Here is a 19,712-nt window from a genome sequence, read left to right as displayed (position 1 = left end):
GCATTGTCCGACAAGTTGTTACAGGATATCAAATTGTTGTTTGGGGATATTGTTTGGGAGGGGCTGGATGGCTAATTTATAGCCCATATTACGGCATCGCCGATCCAAATAAGAGGAGAGAGATCATGACCGAATCGACACCGGGCGTTAAACGTTACCCCAATTTGCTGGAGCCGTTGGATCTCGGGTTCACGCGTCTTCGCAATCGCACACTGATGGGGTCCATGCACACCGGCCTGGAGGAGGCAAAGAATGGTTTTGATCGGCTTGCCGCTTTCTATGCCGAACGTGCCCGTGGCGGTGCGGGTTTGATCGTGACCGGTGGTATTTCCCCCAATGTGGAAGGTGCCGTGTTCCAGCACGCGGCCAAGATGAACACCCAGGAAGAAGCGGAGAAGCACCAGGTGATCACCCGCGCCGTGCATGAGGCCGACGGCAAGATCTGTATGCAGATTCTCCATGCCGGTCGCTACGCTTATCATCCGGAGTTGGTGGCGCCGTCCGCGATTCAGGCGCCCATTAACCCGTTGAAGCCGAGAGAACTGGACGAAGCGGGTATCGAAAAGCAGATTGAGGATTACGCCAACTGCGCGGCTCTGGCGCGAGAAGCCGGATACGACGGTGTGGAGATCATGGGCTCGGAAGGTTACTTCATCAACCAGTTTATTGTGACCCACACAAACCATCGTACTGACCAGTGGGGTGGCAGCTACGAAAATCGCATTCGCTTGCCGATCGAGATTGTTCGTCGTGTTCGTGAGCGTGTGGGCAGCGATTTTATCCTGATCTACCGCCTGTCGATGCTGGATCTCATTGAGGATGGCAGTACCTGGGACGAAGTGGTGCAGCTGGCGAAAGAAATTGAAAAAGCCGGCGCAACCATTATCAACACCGGCATCGGCTGGCATGAAGCCCGTGTACCGACCATTGCTACTTCTGTGCCTCGGGGCGCGTTCACCAAGGTAACGGCCCGCCTGAAAGACGAGGTCAGCATTCCCCTGGTGACCACCAACCGCATCAACATGCCGGATGTTGCCGAGAAGATCCTCGCGGAAGGCGATGCCGATATGGTCTCCATGGCCCGTCCGTTCCTGGCGGATGCGGACCTTGTTCTGAAGGCTGCCGAAGACCGCGCGGACGAAATCAACACCTGCATCGGTTGCAACCAGGCCTGCCTCGATCACACCTTCAGCGGCAAGCTGACCTCCTGTCTGGTTAACCCCCGTGCCTGTCACGAAACTGAGCTGACCTACGTCAAAACCGCCGAGCCCAAAGCGATCGCGGTGGTTGGAGCCGGCCCCGCAGGCCTGGCATTTGCCACGGTTGCGGCGGAACGTGGTCACAAAGTTACGCTGTTTGACTCTGGCAGCGAAGTGGGTGGCCAGTTCAACGTGGCCAAACGGATACCGGGCAAGGAGGAGTTCTACGAAACCCTGCGCTATTTCCGGGTCATGCTGGACAAGCACGGGGTGGACGTACGCCTGAATACTCGTGTGGATGTAGATGCGCTCAAGGCTGGTGGGTACGACCATGTGGTACTGGCCAGCGGCGTCAGTCCGCGCACGCCGGAGATTGAGGGGGTGGATCACCCCAGTGTGATTGGTTACCTGGATGCGCTTTTGGGTCGCAAGCCCGTAGGGCAGAAAGTGGCGGTGATTGGTGCTGGCGGTATCGGCTTCGACGTCTCGGAATTCATCGTCCACAAGGGCACCTCGGCTGCACTGGATCCACAACACTTCATGCGTGAGTGGGGGGTGGATCTGAGCGTTGGTCATCGTGGTGGCATTCAGGGCATGGAGCCGGAGGTGCCGGAACCGGCCCGAGAGGTATACCTGCTGCAACGCAAAGCGTCGAAAGTCGGTAAAAACCTGGGCAAGACCACAGGCTGGATTCACCGCACCTCGCTGAAGAATCGCCAGGTGCAGATGGTTCCGGGCGTGAGCTACCGCAAGATTGATGATGATGGGCTGCACATTACCGTGACCCCGAAAGGTGCCGAGCAGGGAGAAGATAGGGTGTTGCCGGTGGACACCATTGTCGTCTGTGCCGGCCAGGAGCCTTTGCGAGAGTTGCAGAGTGGGCTTGAAGCCGCCGGAATGAAAGTGCACCTGATCGGTGGCGCCGACGTGGCCGCGGAACTGGATGCCAAGCGCGCGATCAATCAGGGTAGCCGCCTGGCAGCGGAGCTCTGAGCGCAATGGGCGTGAGGGCTCTGATCACAAAACGTTGCAGTTTTACTCTACCTTCAGGGGTTTGACCCGCTAGACTGTTATCCGGAAGTCTGTCAGTTTGAAGCCGGCCCCGCGCACTGTGCAGGGCCGATTCCTGGTGTCTGACGGAAAACGGAACACTTTTTGGGTGTTTGTCGTGTAGCGGTCGGGTTTTCGGAGAGTGGGGAGTCAGCAATGGGGTCTGCCGACCAGGCAAACGATGGTTATTCGGCTGTGTTTTTCATGGACGGCAGCGACGTGTCGCGCCAGATGCGTGCGTCTGAATTCGGAGCCTTTCTTGATGGCTACGTGGGCCTTTCCGATCTGGCGGATACCGATGTAAAGGCCGTTTATGCGTTGCTTGGCAGCGACCTCCTGGTACGCTCGCTGGTTTTTTTCCGAATCTACTTTGATGAGGAGGGCAGGGCCGACAGCCATTGGAACCTGCCCGTAGAAAAACTGGCCCGAAAAGGTGCCAAGGGCCCGGATATGGGCGCGGGCCCGATCCGATTGGTGTGTCGCAGTCAATGTCCTAAGTCTGCCAGTGCCGAGGATTTCTGGGATCCGGATATGACCCCGGGGAGTAACCACTTTCAGGCAATTCGGCGCGCCGTGGATGCGAACACACTGAGGTTCCGCAAGGTGGAGCCCGCGCCGGAAGAAGAGATTCCTGTGTTGGGTGCCGAGTCCCGTTCTCAGGAGGAGCCTGAGGTCTCTGAAGACCGCGTTCGGCTTGCTCGTGTTATCCGGGAGCAGCGGCTTCGCATCAAGACCCTGCAAAGCGTTCATCGCGATGCGCTGTCTGACTTGCAGCGTGAAAATCGTCATGAGATGCAAGCCCTGCGTAATGAAACCGCGGAACTCCAGCAGAAGTATGAGCGCCAGAAACTCAGCAATGAGCAGCTAAAAAAACGCCTTGCTGAGCGCAATGAGCAGTACCTGATGATGCAGGAGCAGATTGCCAGTGGTGAGGCCCGTAATGAACGCGAGGGTGCCACAGCGGATGCCGAGGTGGTGTTGCTGCGGGAGCAACTGGAGCGTCGTCAGCGCGAACTGGAACTGAGGGACGAAAAGATCGTGGTGCTGGAGCAGGAAAATTACGACTTGCGACACCAGCCGCCAACCGAAAATTCAGTCATGGATCACCTGCAAAACCATTCGGTCTTCCTGGTGGCCTACCACGCCGGGGTAGGCCATATTACCCTGCCTTACGATGATATTGAGGGCTATTTCCGCAATCCCGTGGCCTACGCCGCTGAACGTTGTGGCCTCAATGAGCCCGCCTACCGGCAATGGCTTGACCACTACGAACACCCGGTCTGCCATCATAAGCTTACCAACGGCAAACCCTGTGGTGAGCCTGTCATGCGCGTCAGTCAGCCGGCTGAGTTCCGGGCGGATGTGGATGATCGCTGTGAGCAGCATCAGCCGAAAGGTTCCAGTTGACCCAGCTCTAGCGGTTTCCTGCGGGATCTTTTTTCAGAATTGGGCCGTATTTCGTTACTATGGTTGCTGAAACGCCCTCGGGTGATGAATCAGCTCCGCCCCGGCCCAACATAGACACCCACAGGAAGCTACATGGATCAATTCAGAAACATTGGCGTGATTGGCCGCATGGGCAGCGTAAAGGTGGTCGAATCGCTGCGTCAGCTCAAGCAGTATCTGGTGAGCAACAACTATCACGTGATCATTGAGGAAGACACTGCCAGTATGCTGCCTGGCCATGGTCTTCAGGTAGCCAGCAAGAAGCTGCTGGGGGAAATATGTGATCTGGTTATTGTGGTGGGTGGCGATGGCAGTCTACTGGGCGCTGCCCGGGAACTGGCCAAATCCAAGATTCCGTTGTTGGGTGTGAACCGTGGCCGCCTTGGTTTCCTGACCGACATTTCTCCGTCTGACCTGGAGGAACGACTGGGCAAGGTCCTGCAGGGCAAATACATCGAAGAGACACGCTTCCTGCTGGATGGGCACGTGGAGCGAAACGGCCAGCCCCTGGGCTTTGGAACCGCCCTGAATGACGTTGTGCTGCACCCCGGCAAATCGACCCGGATGATCGGGTTCGACCTCTACATCGACGGACATTTCGTATACAGCCAGCGCTCGGATGGGCTTATCGTGGCTACGCCGACCGGGTCGACCGCCTATTCGTTATCGGCGGGCGGGCCGATCATGCATCCGAAACTCGATGCGGTCGTGCTGGTGCCCATGTTCCCGCACACGTTGAGCAGTCGCCCGATCGTGGTGGATGGCAAGAGCGAGATCAAGCTGGTGATTGGTGAAACCAACGAAACCTATCCGCAGATCAGTTTCGACGGGCAGATGAACATTGCCTGTGCCCCCGGCGACATCATCCGAATCACCAAGAAACCCTTCAAGATTCGCCTGATTCACCCCGCGGATCATAATTTTTACGCCACATGCCGGGACAAGCTGGGCTGGGCCAGTGAGATTGCAGCGAGCTAACACCATGCCAGGACAGGAAAGATCCGCGAGCCGCGGCTATGACATTATCGGCGATATTCACGGATGCGCTCATACCCTGGTGCGACTATTGGACCAGATGGGCTATCGCAAGGTTAATGGCGTCTATGAACACCCCCGGCGCCAGGCCATATTCATTGGAGACATCATTGACCGCGGACCTCGTATCCGTGAGGCGCTGCATCTGGTCAGGGACATGGTTGAGCATGGTTCCGCCCGCATGGTAATGGGAAATCACGAGTACAACGCCCTGGGCTACTGCACCCGTGCCCGCCCCGGCAGTGGCAAAACGTTCTTGCGGGAGCACAATGCCCGTCACGACCGGTTGATCCGCGAAACCCTCGAACAGTTCGAGCATTACCCCCACGAATGGAACGAGTTTCTGGAGTGGTTCTACACCATTCCCCTGTTTATCGATGAGCCGGATTTCCGGGCAGTACATGCGTGTTGGGACAGCGACCTGATCACCAAATTCAAGGAAAATCAGGGAGGTGCCTGTATCGATGACGAGTTCCTCCATGCGTCGGCGGCGATTGAGTCCTTCGCCGGCCAGGTCATGGATACCTTGCTGCGCGGCACGGATCTTCGCTTGCCGCCGGGCGTGAAGATTACCGGTAAAGACGGCTACGTCAGGGAGTTTTTCCGCACCAAGTTCTGGGCTGATAACCCGAAAACCTACGCCGACGTGGTGTTCCAGCCCGACCCCTTGCCGGAGGACGTCGCCTGCCGTGAGCTGACGGACGCTGAGCGAGGCCAGCTGATCAGCTATCCCGCTTCAGCGCCACCGGTGTTCGTGGGCCATTACTGGATGGAAGGCGAGCCGGCACCACTGAAACACAATGTGGCCTGCATCGACTTCAGTGCGGTCAAATACGGCAAGCTAGTGGCCTATCGCCTGGATGGCGAACGTACCCTGTCCCGTGACAAGTTCGTTTGGGTGGATGTGGAGAGGCCGGAGCAGCCGGACTATCCCACCAGCGAAGACAGCGTGGCGAGGTAACCTGTGTATCGCGTGAAACAAATTGATACCGACACAAACCTGGCTGGTTTCAGTCGTTGGCTGAAAGAGCAGGGGGTGGAGCACCGGATCACCGAGGAGGGTGGGTCACAGGTGCTGTGGCTGGAGAACCCTGAGCATACGGAGCCGGTGTTACAGGCCCTTGAGCGCTTCCTGAAGGAACCCGAGGTGCAGGACGCTGTCAATACGACAGCGCAATCGCCGGTGTTTGTCGGGGGGCGTTGGCAGCCGTCGCCACGCCACGCACCCATGGTGCTCGCCATGATTGCCCTGGCCGTATTGATGGCTTGGGTGACGGCCATGGGACAGAATCAGCTATCCACCCTGTTGATGTTCGTCGATCCGCGTTTCTATGATGTTGGTACCATGGCGGATCGAATCCAGGCGCTGTCTTCTACCTTGGCTGGTGGGCAGGTCTGGCGCCTGATCACGCCGGATTTCCTGCATTTCAGCTGGACCCATATCATCTTTAATTCCGTCATGTTGTGGTTCCTGGGCAGTCAGGTTGAGTGGTTCGATGGCCGTGCGCGGTTACTTGCCCTGTTCGTAGTGACCAGCCTGCTGTCCAACGGATTGCAGTACATCGTGAGTGGGCCTCTGTTTGGCGGTCTGTCTGGCGTTGTGTACGGCATTCTGGGTTATTGCTGGTTGAGCCAGCGACGCGTGCCCCGTTTCCAGTTCCCGCCTGCACTGGTGACGTTTGCCGTGGCCTGGATGGTGATTGGCTTTACGCCATTTACCGAAATGGTGGGGTTGGGGCAGATGGCAAATGAAGCCCACCTGGGAGGCTTTGTGGCTGGCCTTGCCCTGGCGGCCATTTTGCCGGTACCAAAAAAAGCCCCGCGAAACCGCGGGGCATGAAAAGAGCGTATAGCTCCTGATGAGAGAGACCAAATGAATACGACCTTCGTCATTTGGTGAGTTAATGATAATCATTATCGTTTATTGTTGTCAACGGGTTTCCTCACATTTTTTGCTAGCAAATGATTGGAGAACGAAATGACCTACGAAGAGCTGATCAAACGGCTGGATCCAGCTGTTTATCAGAGCCTCAAGCGCGCTCTTGAGCTGGGCAAGTGGCCGGATGGCCGTAATTTGAGTGACGAGCAGCGGTCGATTTGCATGGAGGCCGTTATTTATTACGAAGACCACCACAACACACCGATGGAAGAGCGGGTCGGTTACCTCGACCGCGGTGAAAAGACGGGGACTGCGTGTGATCCCAGCGTCTCGCGCACGGCAGGGAAATCGTCAAACGGTGCGGCCGGCTCAGATCAGTACTTTGAGGTGAAGTCTTGACCGCATTGGTTGACGTGACCGGTCGCCTGCGCAAGATGCCTGCAGAAGCCGGTGAGCCGGTCAGTTATACCATACGGGTGGGTGATACCCTCATACCCCTTAACGAGATGGTGGGGTACCCGTTGCAGTTTGATTTTGATGGCGTGATACGCTGCATCAACTGTGACCGTAAGACCAACAAAAGTTTCAGTCAGGGTTACTGCTATCCCTGTTTTCGCAAGCTGGCCGCCTGCGACAGCTGCATTATGAGCCCGGAAAAATGCCATTACCATGAGGGCACCTGCCGTGAGCCGGAGTGGGGAGAGACTCACTGCATGATTGAGCATGTGGTCTACCTGGCCAATTCGTCCGGCCTCAAGGTGGGCATAACACGTGGCTCCCAGGTGCCAACCCGCTGGATCGACCAGGGTGCCGTCGATGCCATCCCGATGGTCAGGGTGGCTACCCGCCAGTTAGCGGGCTTTGTGGAAGTCGCGTGCAAGAAATACGTTGCGGACCGAACCAACTGGCGGGCCATGCTTAAAGGCGACGTGCCGGAGCTGGATCTGGTTGAGGAACGTCGCCGCATGCTGGAACTGGTCGCCGACGACTTGTCGGAATTGCGTGCCGCCCACGGTGAGAACAGTATCCGGGCTGTCGACGAAGACGGGTTGACTCTGAGTTATCCGGTCGAGGTATGGCCCCGGACGGTAAAAACCCATAATCTGGACAAAACGCCCACGGCGGACGGTGTGCTCCAGGGGATCAAGGGCCAATACCTGATCCTGGATACCGGTGTTATCAATATCCGTAAATACACCGGTTATGAAGTCCGCTTCCGGGTCTTCCCAAACCATTGAGCCCGGCCCAACGAATTCTGGAGAAAGTGAATGCGTACCAGTCAGCCACAGACCATTTTCCTCAAGGATTACCGCGTGCCCGCCTTTCTGGTGGACCATGTGGATCTGCGTTTTGAACTGTTTGAAGATGGGGCCAGGGTTCATTGCACCCTCGCCATGCGCCGGAACCCCGATAGCGGTTCCTCGGACAAGAGCCTTGAGCTCGACGGCGATAGCCTGACCACACTTGAATCGGTGAGCCTGGATGGCAGGCTCTTGGGGGGCAGCGGCTACGAAGACCGTGACGACAAACTCACCCTTCATGAAGTGCCGGATCAGTTTAATCTGGGGGTCGTGACCTGGATCGAACCCCAGAACAACACTCGCCTGGAAGGTCTGTACAAATCGTCGGGCATGTTCTGTACCCAGTGTGAAGCCGAAGGCTTCCGCTGTATTACGTACTTCCCTGACCGGCCCGATGTGATGGCCCGTTTCCGCACCCGCGTTGAGGCGGATAAAACCCGCTATCCCATCCTGTTATCCAACGGCAACGATGTTGAAAAGGGCGATCTGGCCGACGGCCGGCATTTTGTCACCTGGGAAGACCCATTTCCGAAGCCCTGCTACCTGTTTGCCCTGGTGGCCGGTGACCTCTTGGAGAAGCGGGACAGCTTCAAGACTATGTCAGGTCGTGACATTGATCTGCGCATGTACGTTGAGCCCCGCAATGCCGAAAAGTGTGACCACGCCATGGACTCGCTGAAACGCGCCATGCGCTGGGACGAGGAGGTGTATGGCCGCGAGTACGATCTGGATATTTTCATGATCGTCGCGGTGGATGACTTCAACATGGGCGCTATGGAGAACAAGGGGCTGAATATTTTCAACTCCTCGTGCGTACTGGCTAGTCAGGAAACCGCGACGGATATGGCGTTCCAGCGCATCGAGTCGATCGTGGCCCACGAGTATTTCCACAACTGGTCCGGTAACCGCGTGACCTGTCGCGACTGGTTCCAGCTCAGCCTGAAAGAAGGCTTCACGGTGTTTCGGGATTCCTGTTTTTCCGCCGATGTGGGTTCGCCCACCGTCAAACGGATTGAGGATGCGACCATGCTTCGCACCGCTCAGTTCGCCGAGGATGCTGGGCCAATGGCGCACCCGGTTCGTCCGGAATCCTACATGGAGATCACGAACTTCTACACGCTGACCATCTACGAGAAAGGTTCGGAGGTGGTAGGCATGATCCATACGCTGCTGGGGCCCGATCTGTTCCGCAAGGGCAGTGACCTGTACTTTGAACGGCATGACGGTCAGGCGGTGACAACGGACGATTTTGTCCGCGCTATGGAGGATGCCAGTGGTCGTGACCTGTCGCAGTTCCGTCTCTGGTACGAGCAGTCTGGCACGCCGGAACTGACGGTGCGAGATGAGTTTGATGATGCCGCCGGCATTTATCGTTTGACCATCGGCCAGTCGATTCCGGACACACCGGGCCAGACCAATAAGAAGCCACAGCACATTCCGTTTTCCATCGGACTTCTGGGTGCCGATGGTCAGTCGTTGCCACTGAAGCTGACCGCGGATGGTGCTGAGGCGCCAATGGATAGGGTCCTGGAATTGACTGATGCCAGTCATACCTTCGAATTCCACGGCGTGTCAGAGCGGCCAGTGCCTTCATTGCTGCGGGGTTTCTCGGCGCCGGTGCGAGTGTTCTACCCGTGGACGCGGGAGCAGCTCACCTTCCTGATGAGCCACGATTCCGACGGTTTCAATCGCTGGGACGCAGGACAGCGACTGGCGGTGGACGTTATTAACTCCCAGGTAGCATCAGCAGATGAGGATGTGGATGCCGGCCTGATTGAGGCGTACCGCAGCCTGTTGGCGGACTCGTCTCTGGATCAGGCGCTGGTTGCCAAAATGCTGCAACTGCCATCCGAAGCCTATCTGATCGAACTGGCTGATCAGCCCAACGTACCTGCCATCCACAGAGCCCGTGAAAGCGTGCTTGCGCATCTGGCGAGATCGCTAAGGGACGAGCTTCTGGCCTGCTATCACCGCAACACCCTGAGCGGTCACTACGAAGTGACGCCGGAGGCCGTAGCGCGTCGAAGCTTGCGGAATACCGCCCTGGCCTGGCTCCTGCACATCGATGATGAAGAGGGACGGACGCTGGCGACAAGCCAGTTTAACGAGGCCGATAACATGACGGATCGTATGGGAGCCCTTCGTGCCCTGGTGAACTCCGGTTACGAAAAAGAGCAGGAGCAGGCACTCGCAGACTTCTACCAGCAGTGGAAGGACGACCCCCAGGTGGTTGAGCAATGGTTTGCGGTGCAGTCGGGCAGTACCCGCACCGGAGGCTTGCGCAAAGTCCATGAACTGATGGAGCACCCGGCGTTCGACTGGAAGAACCCCAACAAGATCCGCTCGGTGATCGGGGTGTTTGCCGGCCAGAATCTCCCTGCCTTTCACGCAGAGGATGGAGCCGGTTATCAGTTCCTGGCGGAGCAGGTGCGAAAACTGGATGACAGTAACCCACAGATTGCGGCCAGGCTGGTGTCTCCGCTGACCCGCTGGCGCAAATTCGCGCCGGTTCACGGCGAGCAGATGAAATCGGCGCTGGAGACCGTTCGTGACAAGTCTGGATTGTCGCGGGATGTCTACGAGGTGGTTCACAAGAGCCTTGCCGGCCAATAGGGAAGCGAGATAGCTGGGGTATCCGTCTGCCGCAACGCGGGGCCTGTCACAGGCGGATACAAAATCGCACTTTCGGTCGATAGACAATATCGGCCAATCGGCTACTCTGTCAGGAGCCGATATTCCATGACAACACAATAAGAAAAGCCTTCTACAGGGCTTTCAGACAGGTTTAAGGTTAAAAAATGACATACAAGAACAATGTGATTTTGGGCAGTCTGTTTGCTCTTTCGGTTTTTGCCATGCCAGCCAGTTCCGCCGTTTCCAGTAGTGAAGCCGCTCGACTGGGTCAGGATCTTACCCCGTTTGGCTCCGTGAAAGCCGGCAACGAGGCAGGCACCATTCCCGCGTGGACGGGTGGCCTCACCGAAGCCCCTACCGGATATGAGGGTAGTGGTCAGCACCATATCAACCCTTTCCCGGACGATGAGGTGTTATTCACCATCAGCGCGTCCAACATGGATCAGTATGACGAGTACCTGACCGACGGCCTCCGTGCCATGCTCGACACCTATCCGACGACCTTCCGTATTCCGGTCTACAAAAGCCGTCGCACACACGCGGTGCCGGATTGGGTTGCTGAAAACACCAGGGAAAATGCCGTAGATGCTGAGGTAGTGGGTAAAGGCGAGGGTATCGATGGCGCCTTTGCCGGTTATCCTTTCCCCATCCTGCACGGTAATAATGAGCAAAAAGCCTGGCAGGTAATCTGGAATCACCTGACTCGCTGGCGTGGCGTTTCCGTAACCCGCCGTTCAAGCGAAGTGGCAGTGCAGCCGGATGGCGATTACTCCCTTGTGACCTCTCAGCAGGAAGCCTTCTTCAATTACTACAACCCTGAGGGTAGTGAAGAAGAACTCGATAACGTTATTTTTTATTATCTGTCGTTCACCCAGTCGCCACCCCGTCTCGCCGGTGGTGCCATCCTGATTCATGAAACTCTGAACCAGATTATCAACCCGCGTAATGGTTGGGGTTACAACGCCGGCCAGCGCCGTGTTCGCCGTGCACCCAACCTGGGCTATGACTCTCCGATTGCAGCCGCAGATAATCTGCGAACAGCCGATGACACCGATATCTTTAACGGTGCCCTGGACCGCTACAATTGGGAATATGAGGGCATGCGGGAGATCTACGTTCCCTACAACAATTACCGCATCGGTGAGCAGGGCACGCCTTACTCCGAAATCCTGGGTATTTCCCACCTGAATCCGGACCTCACCCGTTGGGAGCTCCATCGGGTGCATGTTGTGGAAGCGACCCTGAAGGAAGGGGAGCGCCATATTTACGGCAAGCGTCGCTTCTATGTGGATGCCGATAGCTGGAACACCTTGCTGCTGGACCAGTACGATGGCCGCGGTGAGCTCTGGCGCGTAACCATGGGCCTGGCGAAAAACTATTATGAATTGCCTGGCGTATGGACAGTGCTGGATGTGTACCATGACCTTCAGGCCCGTCGTTATCACGTGCTGGGCCTGGATACCGAAGAGGGTTCCACCCGTAAGTTTACCAACGACGTGCCCAACCGACGGTATTTCTCGCCGGCTTCCCTGCGTCGCAGGAGTGTGCGTTAACGTCTTGACTCGCTGTTGGAACACGATTTTCGCCAGAGACGGATGGCGACGGATATACCGGTGGTCGGAAGGTCACCGGTATATTCATAGTATTGGCCGGTGCGACCGGCAAAATCAGAGTGACACAGTTCAACACAACATATAGGCAATCTGAATGGCTACAAGGTTGATGTGCAAGACTCTGGGAGCGGCCTGTCTTGGACTATCCATGGCATTGTCCGCGCCCACGGTGTTTGCGCTTGCAGATATCATCGAAACCCCATCCCGGCCAACTGCGCTTGCGCCAGAGCATCTGCTCAATGATGTCGACACGGCGGGCGAACGAATCGTGGCAGCCGGTGTGCGTGGTCATATCATTTTTTCCGATGATGATGGTGAAAGTTGGGTGCAGGGTGAAGTTCCGGTATCCGTCACATTGACCGGCGTGGATTTTGGCACTGAACAGCATGGCTGGGCCGTTGGGCACAGTGGTGTTGTTCTCCATTCAGACGATGCGGGCGAAAACTGGGAGCTCCAGCTCACCGGTGTCCGGGCTGCTGAATTGGCGATTGAAAGTCGCCAGGAGCAGATCGACGAAATGGAGCAGAAACTGGAAGAAGCCCCGGAGGACGAGAAAGACGACCTCGATTGGGCGTTGGGTGATCTGTATTTCTCGCTGGAAAACCTGCAGGCGGATCTTGAAATCGGCCCGGTGAACCCATTTCTGGATGTTTGGTTCGAAAATGAGAACCACGGTTTCGTTGTTGGTGCCTATGGCATGTTTTTGCGCACGACGGACGGCGGAAAGACCTGGAAAGACTGGGCGCCGAAGCTTGAGAATCCCAGCAGTTTTCACCTGAACAGCATTGGCCAGATCACTGGCGGTGGCCTGGTAATCGTCGGTGAGGCTGGGCAGATTTTCGTGTCCGTCGACGGCGGTGACAGCTGGGAGAGACGTGAGAGCCCCTATGAAGGCTCCCTGTTCGGAGCAATCGGAACCGGCAATGTGAATGAGATACTCGCATTCGGTTTGCGTGGGAACATCTTCTTTTCATCCGACCTGGGCAGAAGCTGGAAAGTGGTGCCCAGTGAGTCGGACGCAACCCTCAATGATGGCACGGTGTCCGAAGACGGCCGTATCACGTTGGTTGGCAATGGTGGCGCAGTGCTAATGAGCACCAACGGTGGAGATACCTTCCGTCCCTACTTCCGGGATGATCGGGAAGGGGTGATGGATGTTGTCCCCGTATCGGGAACCAATCTGCTGATTGTGGGCGAGGGTGGCGTGAAGCACACCGACGCCCGCGGCAAGAATCTTCAATAACGCCCTGATGCGGCACCAACAGATAGAAAATTAGAGGGGCTTTTGAATGTCGAACCCGAAGCACGACAAGGGCGAGCATTACCTGACTACACCGAAGGCAGAACCGTTCCTGGAACGGCTGATCTTCAACAATCGGGCCATCATCCTGATTGCCTTTTTCTTCCTGACGCTGTTCCTTGGCTACAACGCGGTCAAGATTGAGCCGGATGCCAGTTTCGAGCGGATGATTCCGTTGGAGCATCCCTACATCGTCAATATGCTTGAGCACCGGGACGATCTGGAGAACCTGGGTAACTTTGTGCGTATCGCCGTGGAAGTGGAAGAGGGCGATATCTTCACAGCCGAGTATATGGAAACCCTGAAGCAGATCACCGATGAGGTGTTCTATCTCAACGGGGTGGACCGTTCCGGATTGAAATCACTCTGGACCTCCAACGTTCGCTGGGTTGAGGTGACTGAGCAAGGGTTCCAGGGCGGCACCGTGATCCCGGACGGTTACGATGGCTCCCGAGCCACCCTTGAACAGCTGCGTCAGAACGTACTCCGTTCGAACGAAGTAGGGCGCCTGATTTCCGACAACTTCCGTTCTACCATCGTGTACGCGCCGCTTTATGAGAACAACCCTGAAACTGGCGAGCCGCTGGACTACGGTGAGTTCTCGCGCCAGTTGGAAGAAAAGATCCGGGACAAGTACGAGGCGCAGAATCCGAACATTGAAATTCACATCGTCGGTTTCGCCAAGAAAGTGGGCGACCTCATTGAGGGTATTGGTTCCATTGCCTGGTTTGCGGGCATCACCATTATCCTGACGACCCTGTTGCTGTTCGGGTACTCACGTTGCATTACCGGAACACTGGTTCCGGTGTTCACCTCCATCATCGCGGTGTTCCTGCAACTGGGCACATTGAGGCTGTTGGGGTATGGCCTGGACCCTTACTCGGTTCTGGTTCCGTTCCTCGTATTTGCCATCGGCATCAGTCACGGCGTTCAGATTGTGAATGCCATGGCGGTGGAAGCGGCGAAAGGGTTTGATTCCGTTACCGCGGCCCGCCTTGCGTTCCGGGCGCTGTATATCCCGGGCATGCTGGCTCTGATCTCAGACGCCTTCGGCTTCCTGACGCTGTTCTTCATTGAAATTGACGTGATACGGGATCTGGCCGTCGCTGCCGGTATTGGTGTGGCGTTTGTCATCCTGACCAACCTGGTATTGCACGTACTGATCATGTCGTATCTTGGCATTTCCAAGGGCGGCGTTCGTCATGTGCAAAATCATGGTGAAAAGCAGGATCGCAAATGGCGCGTTATGTCTTACTTCGCACACCCGGGTGTGGCACCGATCTCGCTGTTGATAGCGGTTATTGGCCTGGGTCTTGGTCTTTATTACAAGCAGGGCCTGAAAGTCGGTGACCTTGATCAGGGCGCACCGGAGTTGCGGGCCGATTCCCGCTATAACAAGGACAATGCCTACATCATCGACAACTACTCAACGAGTGCTGATGTGTTGGTAGTGATGGTGAAAACCGAGGAAGAACAGTGTACCCAGTACAACGTTCTCCGCGCCATGGACAACCTCCAGTGGGAACTTCAGAACACGCCTGGCGTGCAGTCCTCGGCGTCTTTGGCCGATGTGTCCAAGATTGTTACCAAGGCACTGAACGAGGGTAACTGGAAGTGGTATGAGATTTCCCGCAACCAGACCATTATCAATGCCTCGATCCGTGAGGCGCCGGCAGGCCTGATCAATACCAATTGTGATCTGACACCGGTGCTTGTTTTCCTTGAGGATCACAAGGCAGAAACGCTGGAAACAGTCACCGAACGCGTTGAGGAGTTCGCCAGCAACAATAACAACGACGAATACACGTTCATGCTGGCCGCCGGTAATGCGGGCGTCGAAGCTGCCACGAACGATGTCATCTCAAGTGCGAAGAACATGATGTTGATCTTCGTCTACGGTGTGGTCGCGTCATTGTGCCTGCTGACGTTCCGTTCTATCCGTGCGGTTCTGTGTATTCTGATCCCACTGGGCCTGACGTCGATCCTGGCCGAGGCGATCATGGCGGTATCAGGCATTGGTATCAAGGTAGCGACGTTGCCGGTTATTGCGCTGGGCGTGGGTATTGGTGTCGACTACGGTATCTATATCTACAGCAAGCTCGAGAAGTTCCTGTTGGAGGGCAAGACACTCCAGGAAGCATACTTCGAGACCCTGAGGTCTACTGGTAAGGCGGTTATCTTTACCGGTGTCACACTGGGTATCGGTGTGGTTACCTGGATCTTCTCGCCGATCAAGTTCCAGGCGGATATGGGGTTGTTGCTGTTCTTCATGTTCATCTGGAACATGGTGGGCTCTATCTGGCTGCTGCCGGCCCTGGCGCGTTTCCTCCTGCGCCCGGATCGAATGGTTGCCAAGGCCCGCGCGAACAAATAAGATTCGCGTCCGCCTGATCAAAAAAGCCCGCTCTGCGGGCTTTTTTGTTTTTTTGCTCAAGTGGTTAGCGAGCTAACCCTTGCTTTATTTATATCGCAAAGTGGTCTATGTTTTAAGGCGAAAGTGAGGAGTGTCCGTTTCGTTACGCGGGCCCAAAAAAGCAATAATGAACAGATAAGGGAAAAGTCATGGCACTGAAACAGAAATTTTCCGCACTTGCAGTTGCAGCAGCGGTCAGCCTTGGAACCGCCTCAACAGCGGTTACCGCGCAGGAGCAGAAATTTGTCACCATCGGTACCGGGGGCGTAACCGGTGTGTACTATCCGGCTGGTGGTGCGATTTGTCGCCTGGTTAACATGGATCGTAAGGAACATGGTATTCGCTGCTCTGTAGAGAGCACCGGCGGTTCGGTCTATAACCTGAACGCGATTCGCCAGGGTGAGCTGGACCTGGCGGTAGCCCAGTCTGACTGGCAGTACCACGCCTACAACGGCACCAGCCAGTTCGAGGAAGACGGAAAGAACGAGAAGCTGCGTGCTGTATTCTCGCTGCACCCCGAGCCATTCACGGTGGTTGCCAGCAAAGGGTCCGGTATCAAGACGTTTGAAGATCTCGCAGGCAAGCGTGTGTCCGTCGGTAACCCCGGTTCTGGTCAGCGCGCCACAGCAGAAGTGCTGATGGACGAAATGGGCTGGACCATGGACAAGTTCTCGCTTCCGGCGGAACTGAAGGCTGCGGAGCAATCCCAGGCTCTGTGCGATGGCAATATTGATGCATTCTTCTACACCGTTGGCCACCCTTCCGGTGCGATCAAGGAAGCGACCACGTCCTGTGACAGTGTGATCGTCAGCGTCAACAACGAGGCGACCAAGAAGCTGGTTGCAGATAACCCATACTACCGCGAAGCGGTGATCCCGGGTGGTATGTATCGTGGTTCTGATGACGACGTGACCACGTTTGGTGTGGCGGCAACGTTCGTCTCGTCTACCGAGGTATCTGAGGACGTAGTGTACGAAGTGGTCAAGGCTGTATTCGAGAACTTTGACAGCTTCAAGCGCCTCCACCCTGCGTTTGCCAACCTGAAAAAAGAAGAAATGGTATCCGACGCGTTGAGTGCTCCCCTGCACCCGGGCGCGGCGAAGTACTACAAAGAAGCCGGCCTGATCGACTGATCCTGTAACCGGTACAACGACACCGCGGGCAGGCCTGCCCGCGGTGTTCTGATCTCCGACCCGCTATATTCTTACAGGACCCAGCTATGACCAATAGCGAACCGAGAGCCGGGGATACCATCGACAGCAAGAAGGTTGCAGAGGTTCTCCAAACCGAAACCGGTGGAAGGGCTGCGACCGGTACGGCTGCAAAGATTCTTTTTGTCGTCCCTCTGCTCTGGTCCCTCTTTCAGCTATGGATAGCGTCACCGCTCCCCTACATTGTTGAGTTCGGTGTTTTTAACTCGACGGAAGCAAGATCCATTCATCTCGCCTTTGCTGCGTTCCTCGCGTTTGCGGCTTATCCCATGATTCGTGGCAGGAATGTTGACCACGTACCGGTTTACGACTGGATTCTTGCCCTGGCTGCCGCTTTTGCAGCCTCTTATCTGTATCTGTTTTATGACCAGCTTGCGACGCGTCCGGGCTCGCCTATTACCCAGGACCTGATCATTGCACTTGGTGGTCTGGTACTGCTTCTGGAAGCAACTCGCCGCGCACTGGGGCTGCCGCTGACCATCGTTGCTGGTGTGTTCCTTATCTACGCGCTGGCCGGTCCCTATATGCCGGATGTGATTTCCCACAAGGGGGCCAGTCTGAGCAAGCTGTCTTCCCATATGTGGTTGGGTACGGAAGGCGTGTTTGGTGTCGCCCTTGGCGTGTCCACCAGTTTTGTCTTCCTGTTTGTGTTATTCGGTGCGCTGCTGGAGCGGGCAGGGGCGGGCAACTACTTTATCCAGGTTGCCTACGCCATGCTCGGGCACATGCGCGGCGGTCCCGCCAAGGCCGCGGTGGTATCCAGTGGTCTGAGCGGTGTGATTTCAGGTTCGTCCATCGCCAACGTGGTGACAACCGGCACCTTTACCATCCCCCTGATGAAGCGGGTTGGTTTCCCCGCTACCAAGGCGGGTGCTGTTGAGGTAGCTGCGTCCACTAACGGTCAGTTGACGCCTCCCATTATGGGTGCGGCAGCCTTCCTGATGGTTGAGTACGTGGGCATTTCCTACCTGGAAGTGATCAAGCACGCCATCCTGCCAGCGCTGATCTCCTACGTGGCGCTGATCTACATCGTTCATCTTGAGGCCTGTAAGCTCAAGATGAAGGGTATTGAACGTCCGAATCGCCCGACGCTGGCCCAGCGCATGCTGAACTGGGTTGTGATTCTGATCGGCCTGAGTGCTCTCACGTTCATCGTGTATTACGGCATTGGATGGTTGAAGGTGGTTCTGGGCGAAGCGGCTGTGTGGGTTCTCGGGCCGCTGCTACTGCTCATTTATATCGGACTGGTCTGGTACTCCACCCGCTTTCCGGAACTGGCGCAGGACGATCCTGAGTCCTCAATGGATACACTGCCTGACGTGGGGCCAACGGTTAAGACCGGCCTGTACTTCCTGTTGCCAGTGGTGGTCCTGGTCTGGTGCCTGACTGTTGAGCGGTTTTCGCCCCAGTTATCAGCATTCTGGGCCACCGTGTTCATGATTTTCATCGTGATCACTCAGCAGCCACTGAAAGCGTTTTTCCGCAAAAAGGGTCACTTCCTCGCGGAAACCAAAACCGGCCTCGTTGACCTCACCCTCTCGCTGGTAACTGGCGCGAGGAATATGGTTGGTATCGGTGTGGCGACAGCCACCGCCGGCATTGTGGTGGGCACGGTGACGCTGACAGGCATTGGCCTGGTGATGACCCAGTTTGTGGAGTTCATCTCCGGCGGCAACCTGTTGCTGATGCTGGTTTTCACAGCGATTATCAGTCTGATTCTGGGTATGGGGCTGCCTACCACCGCCAACTACATCGTGGTTTCCACCCTGATGGCTCCGGTTATCGTGACACTGGGCGCCCAGAATGGCTTGTTGGTGCCTTTGATCGCTGTCCATCTGTTCGTGTTCTATTTCGGCATACTGGCGGATGATACGCCGCCCGTGGGGCTGGCCGCCTACGCGGCGGCGGCTATATCAGGGGCGGACCCGATACGAACGGGTGTGCAGGGCTTCACGTACGATATTCGGACAGCGATTCTGCCCTTCATGTTCATCTTCAACACCCAGTTGTTGTTGATTGGCCTGACGGGTTGGGTGGATTTGCTGGTGACGGTTGCCAGTGCGGTGACGGCCATGCTGGTCTTCTCGGCGGCCACTCAGGGTTACTGGTTTACCAAGAGCTACAAGTGGGAGTCGGCTCTGCTGCTGCTGATCACGTTTACCCTGTTCCGTCCAGGTTATTGGTGGGACATGGTCTACCCGGCAACGCAGGACAGGCCGGGTACCGAGGTGATTGAGCATATTGAAAATGTGCCCGCAGGCGAGTCCCTGGTAGTGCAGGCATCGGGCATGTCCCTGAGTGGTGACGAGGTTTCCACTTATCTCAGTCTGGAGCTACCCGCAGCGGAATCCCCGGAGGCGAGACTGGCGAGCGCTGGCCTTGAGCTGTCGCGTCAGGATGACACGATGGTGGTGGATTTCGTTGGCTATGGTAGCCAGGCAGAGAACGCCGGCGTCAGCTTCGGCTGGACCATTGATGCCGTGCAGGTTGAGAATGAGCGCCCGCCGAAGGAACTTATGTTCATTCCCGCGCTTATACTGCTTGGTCTTGTCGCGTTCGGCCAATTGCGGCGACGCACACCCGAAGAGGCCAGCGCCTACGGCTGACCCTTTTCCCCTTAAAAGCCCGGCA

Annotated in this window: 13 protein-coding genes; all 13 read left to right on the top strand. The window is 56.5% G+C overall.

Features of this window, described 5'->3' with window-relative positions; all coding sequences use genetic code 11:
• Window positions 1-125 precede the first annotated feature (125 nt).
• The 13 genes from R1T46_RS18340 (at window position 126) to R1T46_RS18280 (ending at window position 19,687) form a co-directional block, all read left to right on the top strand.
• Window positions 126-2,192, top strand: a complete 2,067-nt coding sequence (locus tag R1T46_RS18340; protein WP_317306489.1) for an NADPH-dependent 2,4-dienoyl-CoA reductase — start codon at window positions 126-128, stop codon at window positions 2,190-2,192.
• A 213-nt stretch (window positions 2,193-2,405) separates the two neighbouring features.
• On the top strand, window positions 2,406-3,656 hold the full coding sequence (locus R1T46_RS18335) for a DNA repair protein (protein ID WP_317306487.1): 1,251 nt from the start codon (window positions 2,406-2,408) through the stop codon (window positions 3,654-3,656).
• A gap of 132 nt (window positions 3,657-3,788) precedes the next feature.
• Complete coding sequence (locus R1T46_RS18330) at window positions 3,789-4,673, top strand: NAD(+) kinase (RefSeq protein WP_007151855.1); 885 nt, start codon at window positions 3,789-3,791, stop codon at window positions 4,671-4,673.
• A 4-nt stretch (window positions 4,674-4,677) separates the two neighbouring features.
• Complete coding sequence (locus R1T46_RS18325; RefSeq protein WP_317306486.1) at window positions 4,678-5,691, top strand: metallophosphoesterase; 1,014 nt, start codon at window positions 4,678-4,680, stop codon at window positions 5,689-5,691.
• 3 nt (window positions 5,692-5,694) lie between these two features.
• The gene (locus R1T46_RS18320) at window positions 5,695-6,570 is read left to right on the top strand and encodes a rhomboid family intramembrane serine protease (protein ID WP_075195586.1); all 876 of its coding nucleotides are present in this window, start codon (window positions 5,695-5,697) and stop codon (window positions 6,568-6,570) included.
• Between the two features lie 138 nt (window positions 6,571-6,708).
• Window positions 6,709-7,008 carry a YeaC family protein gene (locus tag R1T46_RS18315; protein WP_317306484.1) on the top strand — a complete coding sequence of 100 codons (300 nt, stop codon included), beginning with the start codon at window positions 6,709-6,711 and terminating at the stop codon, window positions 7,006-7,008.
• A 35-nt stretch (window positions 7,009-7,043) separates the two neighbouring features.
• On the top strand, window positions 7,044-7,847 hold the full coding sequence (locus tag R1T46_RS18310; protein ID WP_407070122.1) for a DUF2797 domain-containing protein: 804 nt from the start codon (window positions 7,044-7,046) through the stop codon (window positions 7,845-7,847).
• 30 nt (window positions 7,848-7,877) lie between these two features.
• A complete protein-coding gene (pepN, locus tag R1T46_RS18305; RefSeq protein WP_317306482.1) occupies window positions 7,878-10,523 on the top strand; it encodes an aminopeptidase N in 2,646 nt (881 codons plus the stop codon).
• A 185-nt stretch (window positions 10,524-10,708) separates the two neighbouring features.
• On the top strand, window positions 10,709-12,097 hold the full coding sequence (locus R1T46_RS18300; protein WP_036204601.1) for a DUF1329 domain-containing protein: 1,389 nt from the start codon (window positions 10,709-10,711) through the stop codon (window positions 12,095-12,097).
• A 154-nt stretch (window positions 12,098-12,251) separates the two neighbouring features.
• Window positions 12,252-13,400 (top strand): YCF48-related protein, encoded by a 1,149-nt coding sequence (locus R1T46_RS18295; protein ID WP_226909899.1) that lies wholly within the window; start codon window positions 12,252-12,254, stop codon window positions 13,398-13,400.
• A gap of 46 nt (window positions 13,401-13,446) precedes the next feature.
• A complete protein-coding gene (locus R1T46_RS18290; protein WP_036204606.1) occupies window positions 13,447-15,831 on the top strand; it encodes an efflux RND transporter permease subunit in 2,385 nt (794 codons plus the stop codon).
• Between the two features lie 188 nt (window positions 15,832-16,019).
• On the top strand, window positions 16,020-17,003 hold the full coding sequence (locus tag R1T46_RS18285; RefSeq protein WP_036204607.1) for a TAXI family TRAP transporter solute-binding subunit: 984 nt from the start codon (window positions 16,020-16,022) through the stop codon (window positions 17,001-17,003).
• 86 nt (window positions 17,004-17,089) lie between these two features.
• Window positions 17,090-19,687 (top strand): TRAP transporter permease, encoded by a 2,598-nt coding sequence (locus R1T46_RS18280; RefSeq protein ID WP_085681348.1) that lies wholly within the window; start codon window positions 17,090-17,092, stop codon window positions 19,685-19,687.
• The last annotated feature ends 25 nt before the right edge of the window (window positions 19,688-19,712 follow it).

It is taken from the genome of Marinobacter salarius, from assembly GCF_032922745.1.
Taxonomy (GTDB): Bacteria; Pseudomonadota; Gammaproteobacteria; order Pseudomonadales; family Oleiphilaceae; genus Marinobacter.
Note: the sequence above shows the minus strand (reverse complement) of the source record. Positions and strands in the feature narration are given on the sequence as shown.

Bases quoted from the DNA above. Each gene is read 5' to 3' on its own strand.
- R1T46_RS18290 (WP_036204606.1), top strand. From the start codon at position 13,447: ATGTCGAACCCGAAGCACGACAAGGGCGAGCATTACCTGACTACACCG.
- R1T46_RS18300 (WP_036204601.1), top strand. From the start codon at position 10,709: ATGACATACAAGAACAATGTGATTTTGGGCAGTCTGTTTGCTCTTTCG.
- R1T46_RS18280 (WP_085681348.1), top strand. From the start codon at position 17,090: ATGACCAATAGCGAACCGAGAGCCGGGGATACCATCGACAGCAAGAAG.
- R1T46_RS18335 (WP_317306487.1), top strand. From the start codon at position 2,406: ATGGGGTCTGCCGACCAGGCAAACGATGGTTATTCGGCTGTGTTTTTC.
- R1T46_RS18310 (WP_407070122.1), top strand. From the start codon at position 7,044: ATGCCTGCAGAAGCCGGTGAGCCGGTCAGTTATACCATACGGGTGGGT.
- pepN (WP_317306482.1), top strand. From the start codon at position 7,878: ATGCGTACCAGTCAGCCACAGACCATTTTCCTCAAGGATTACCGCGTG.
- R1T46_RS18330 (WP_007151855.1), top strand. From the start codon at position 3,789: ATGGATCAATTCAGAAACATTGGCGTGATTGGCCGCATGGGCAGCGTA.
- R1T46_RS18285 (WP_036204607.1), top strand. From the start codon at position 16,020: ATGGCACTGAAACAGAAATTTTCCGCACTTGCAGTTGCAGCAGCGGTC.
- R1T46_RS18340 (WP_317306489.1), top strand. From the start codon at position 126: ATGACCGAATCGACACCGGGCGTTAAACGTTACCCCAATTTGCTGGAG.
- R1T46_RS18325 (WP_317306486.1), top strand. From the start codon at position 4,678: ATGCCAGGACAGGAAAGATCCGCGAGCCGCGGCTATGACATTATCGGC.
- R1T46_RS18295 (WP_226909899.1), top strand. From the start codon at position 12,252: ATGGCTACAAGGTTGATGTGCAAGACTCTGGGAGCGGCCTGTCTTGGA.
- R1T46_RS18315 (WP_317306484.1), top strand. From the start codon at position 6,709: ATGACCTACGAAGAGCTGATCAAACGGCTGGATCCAGCTGTTTATCAG.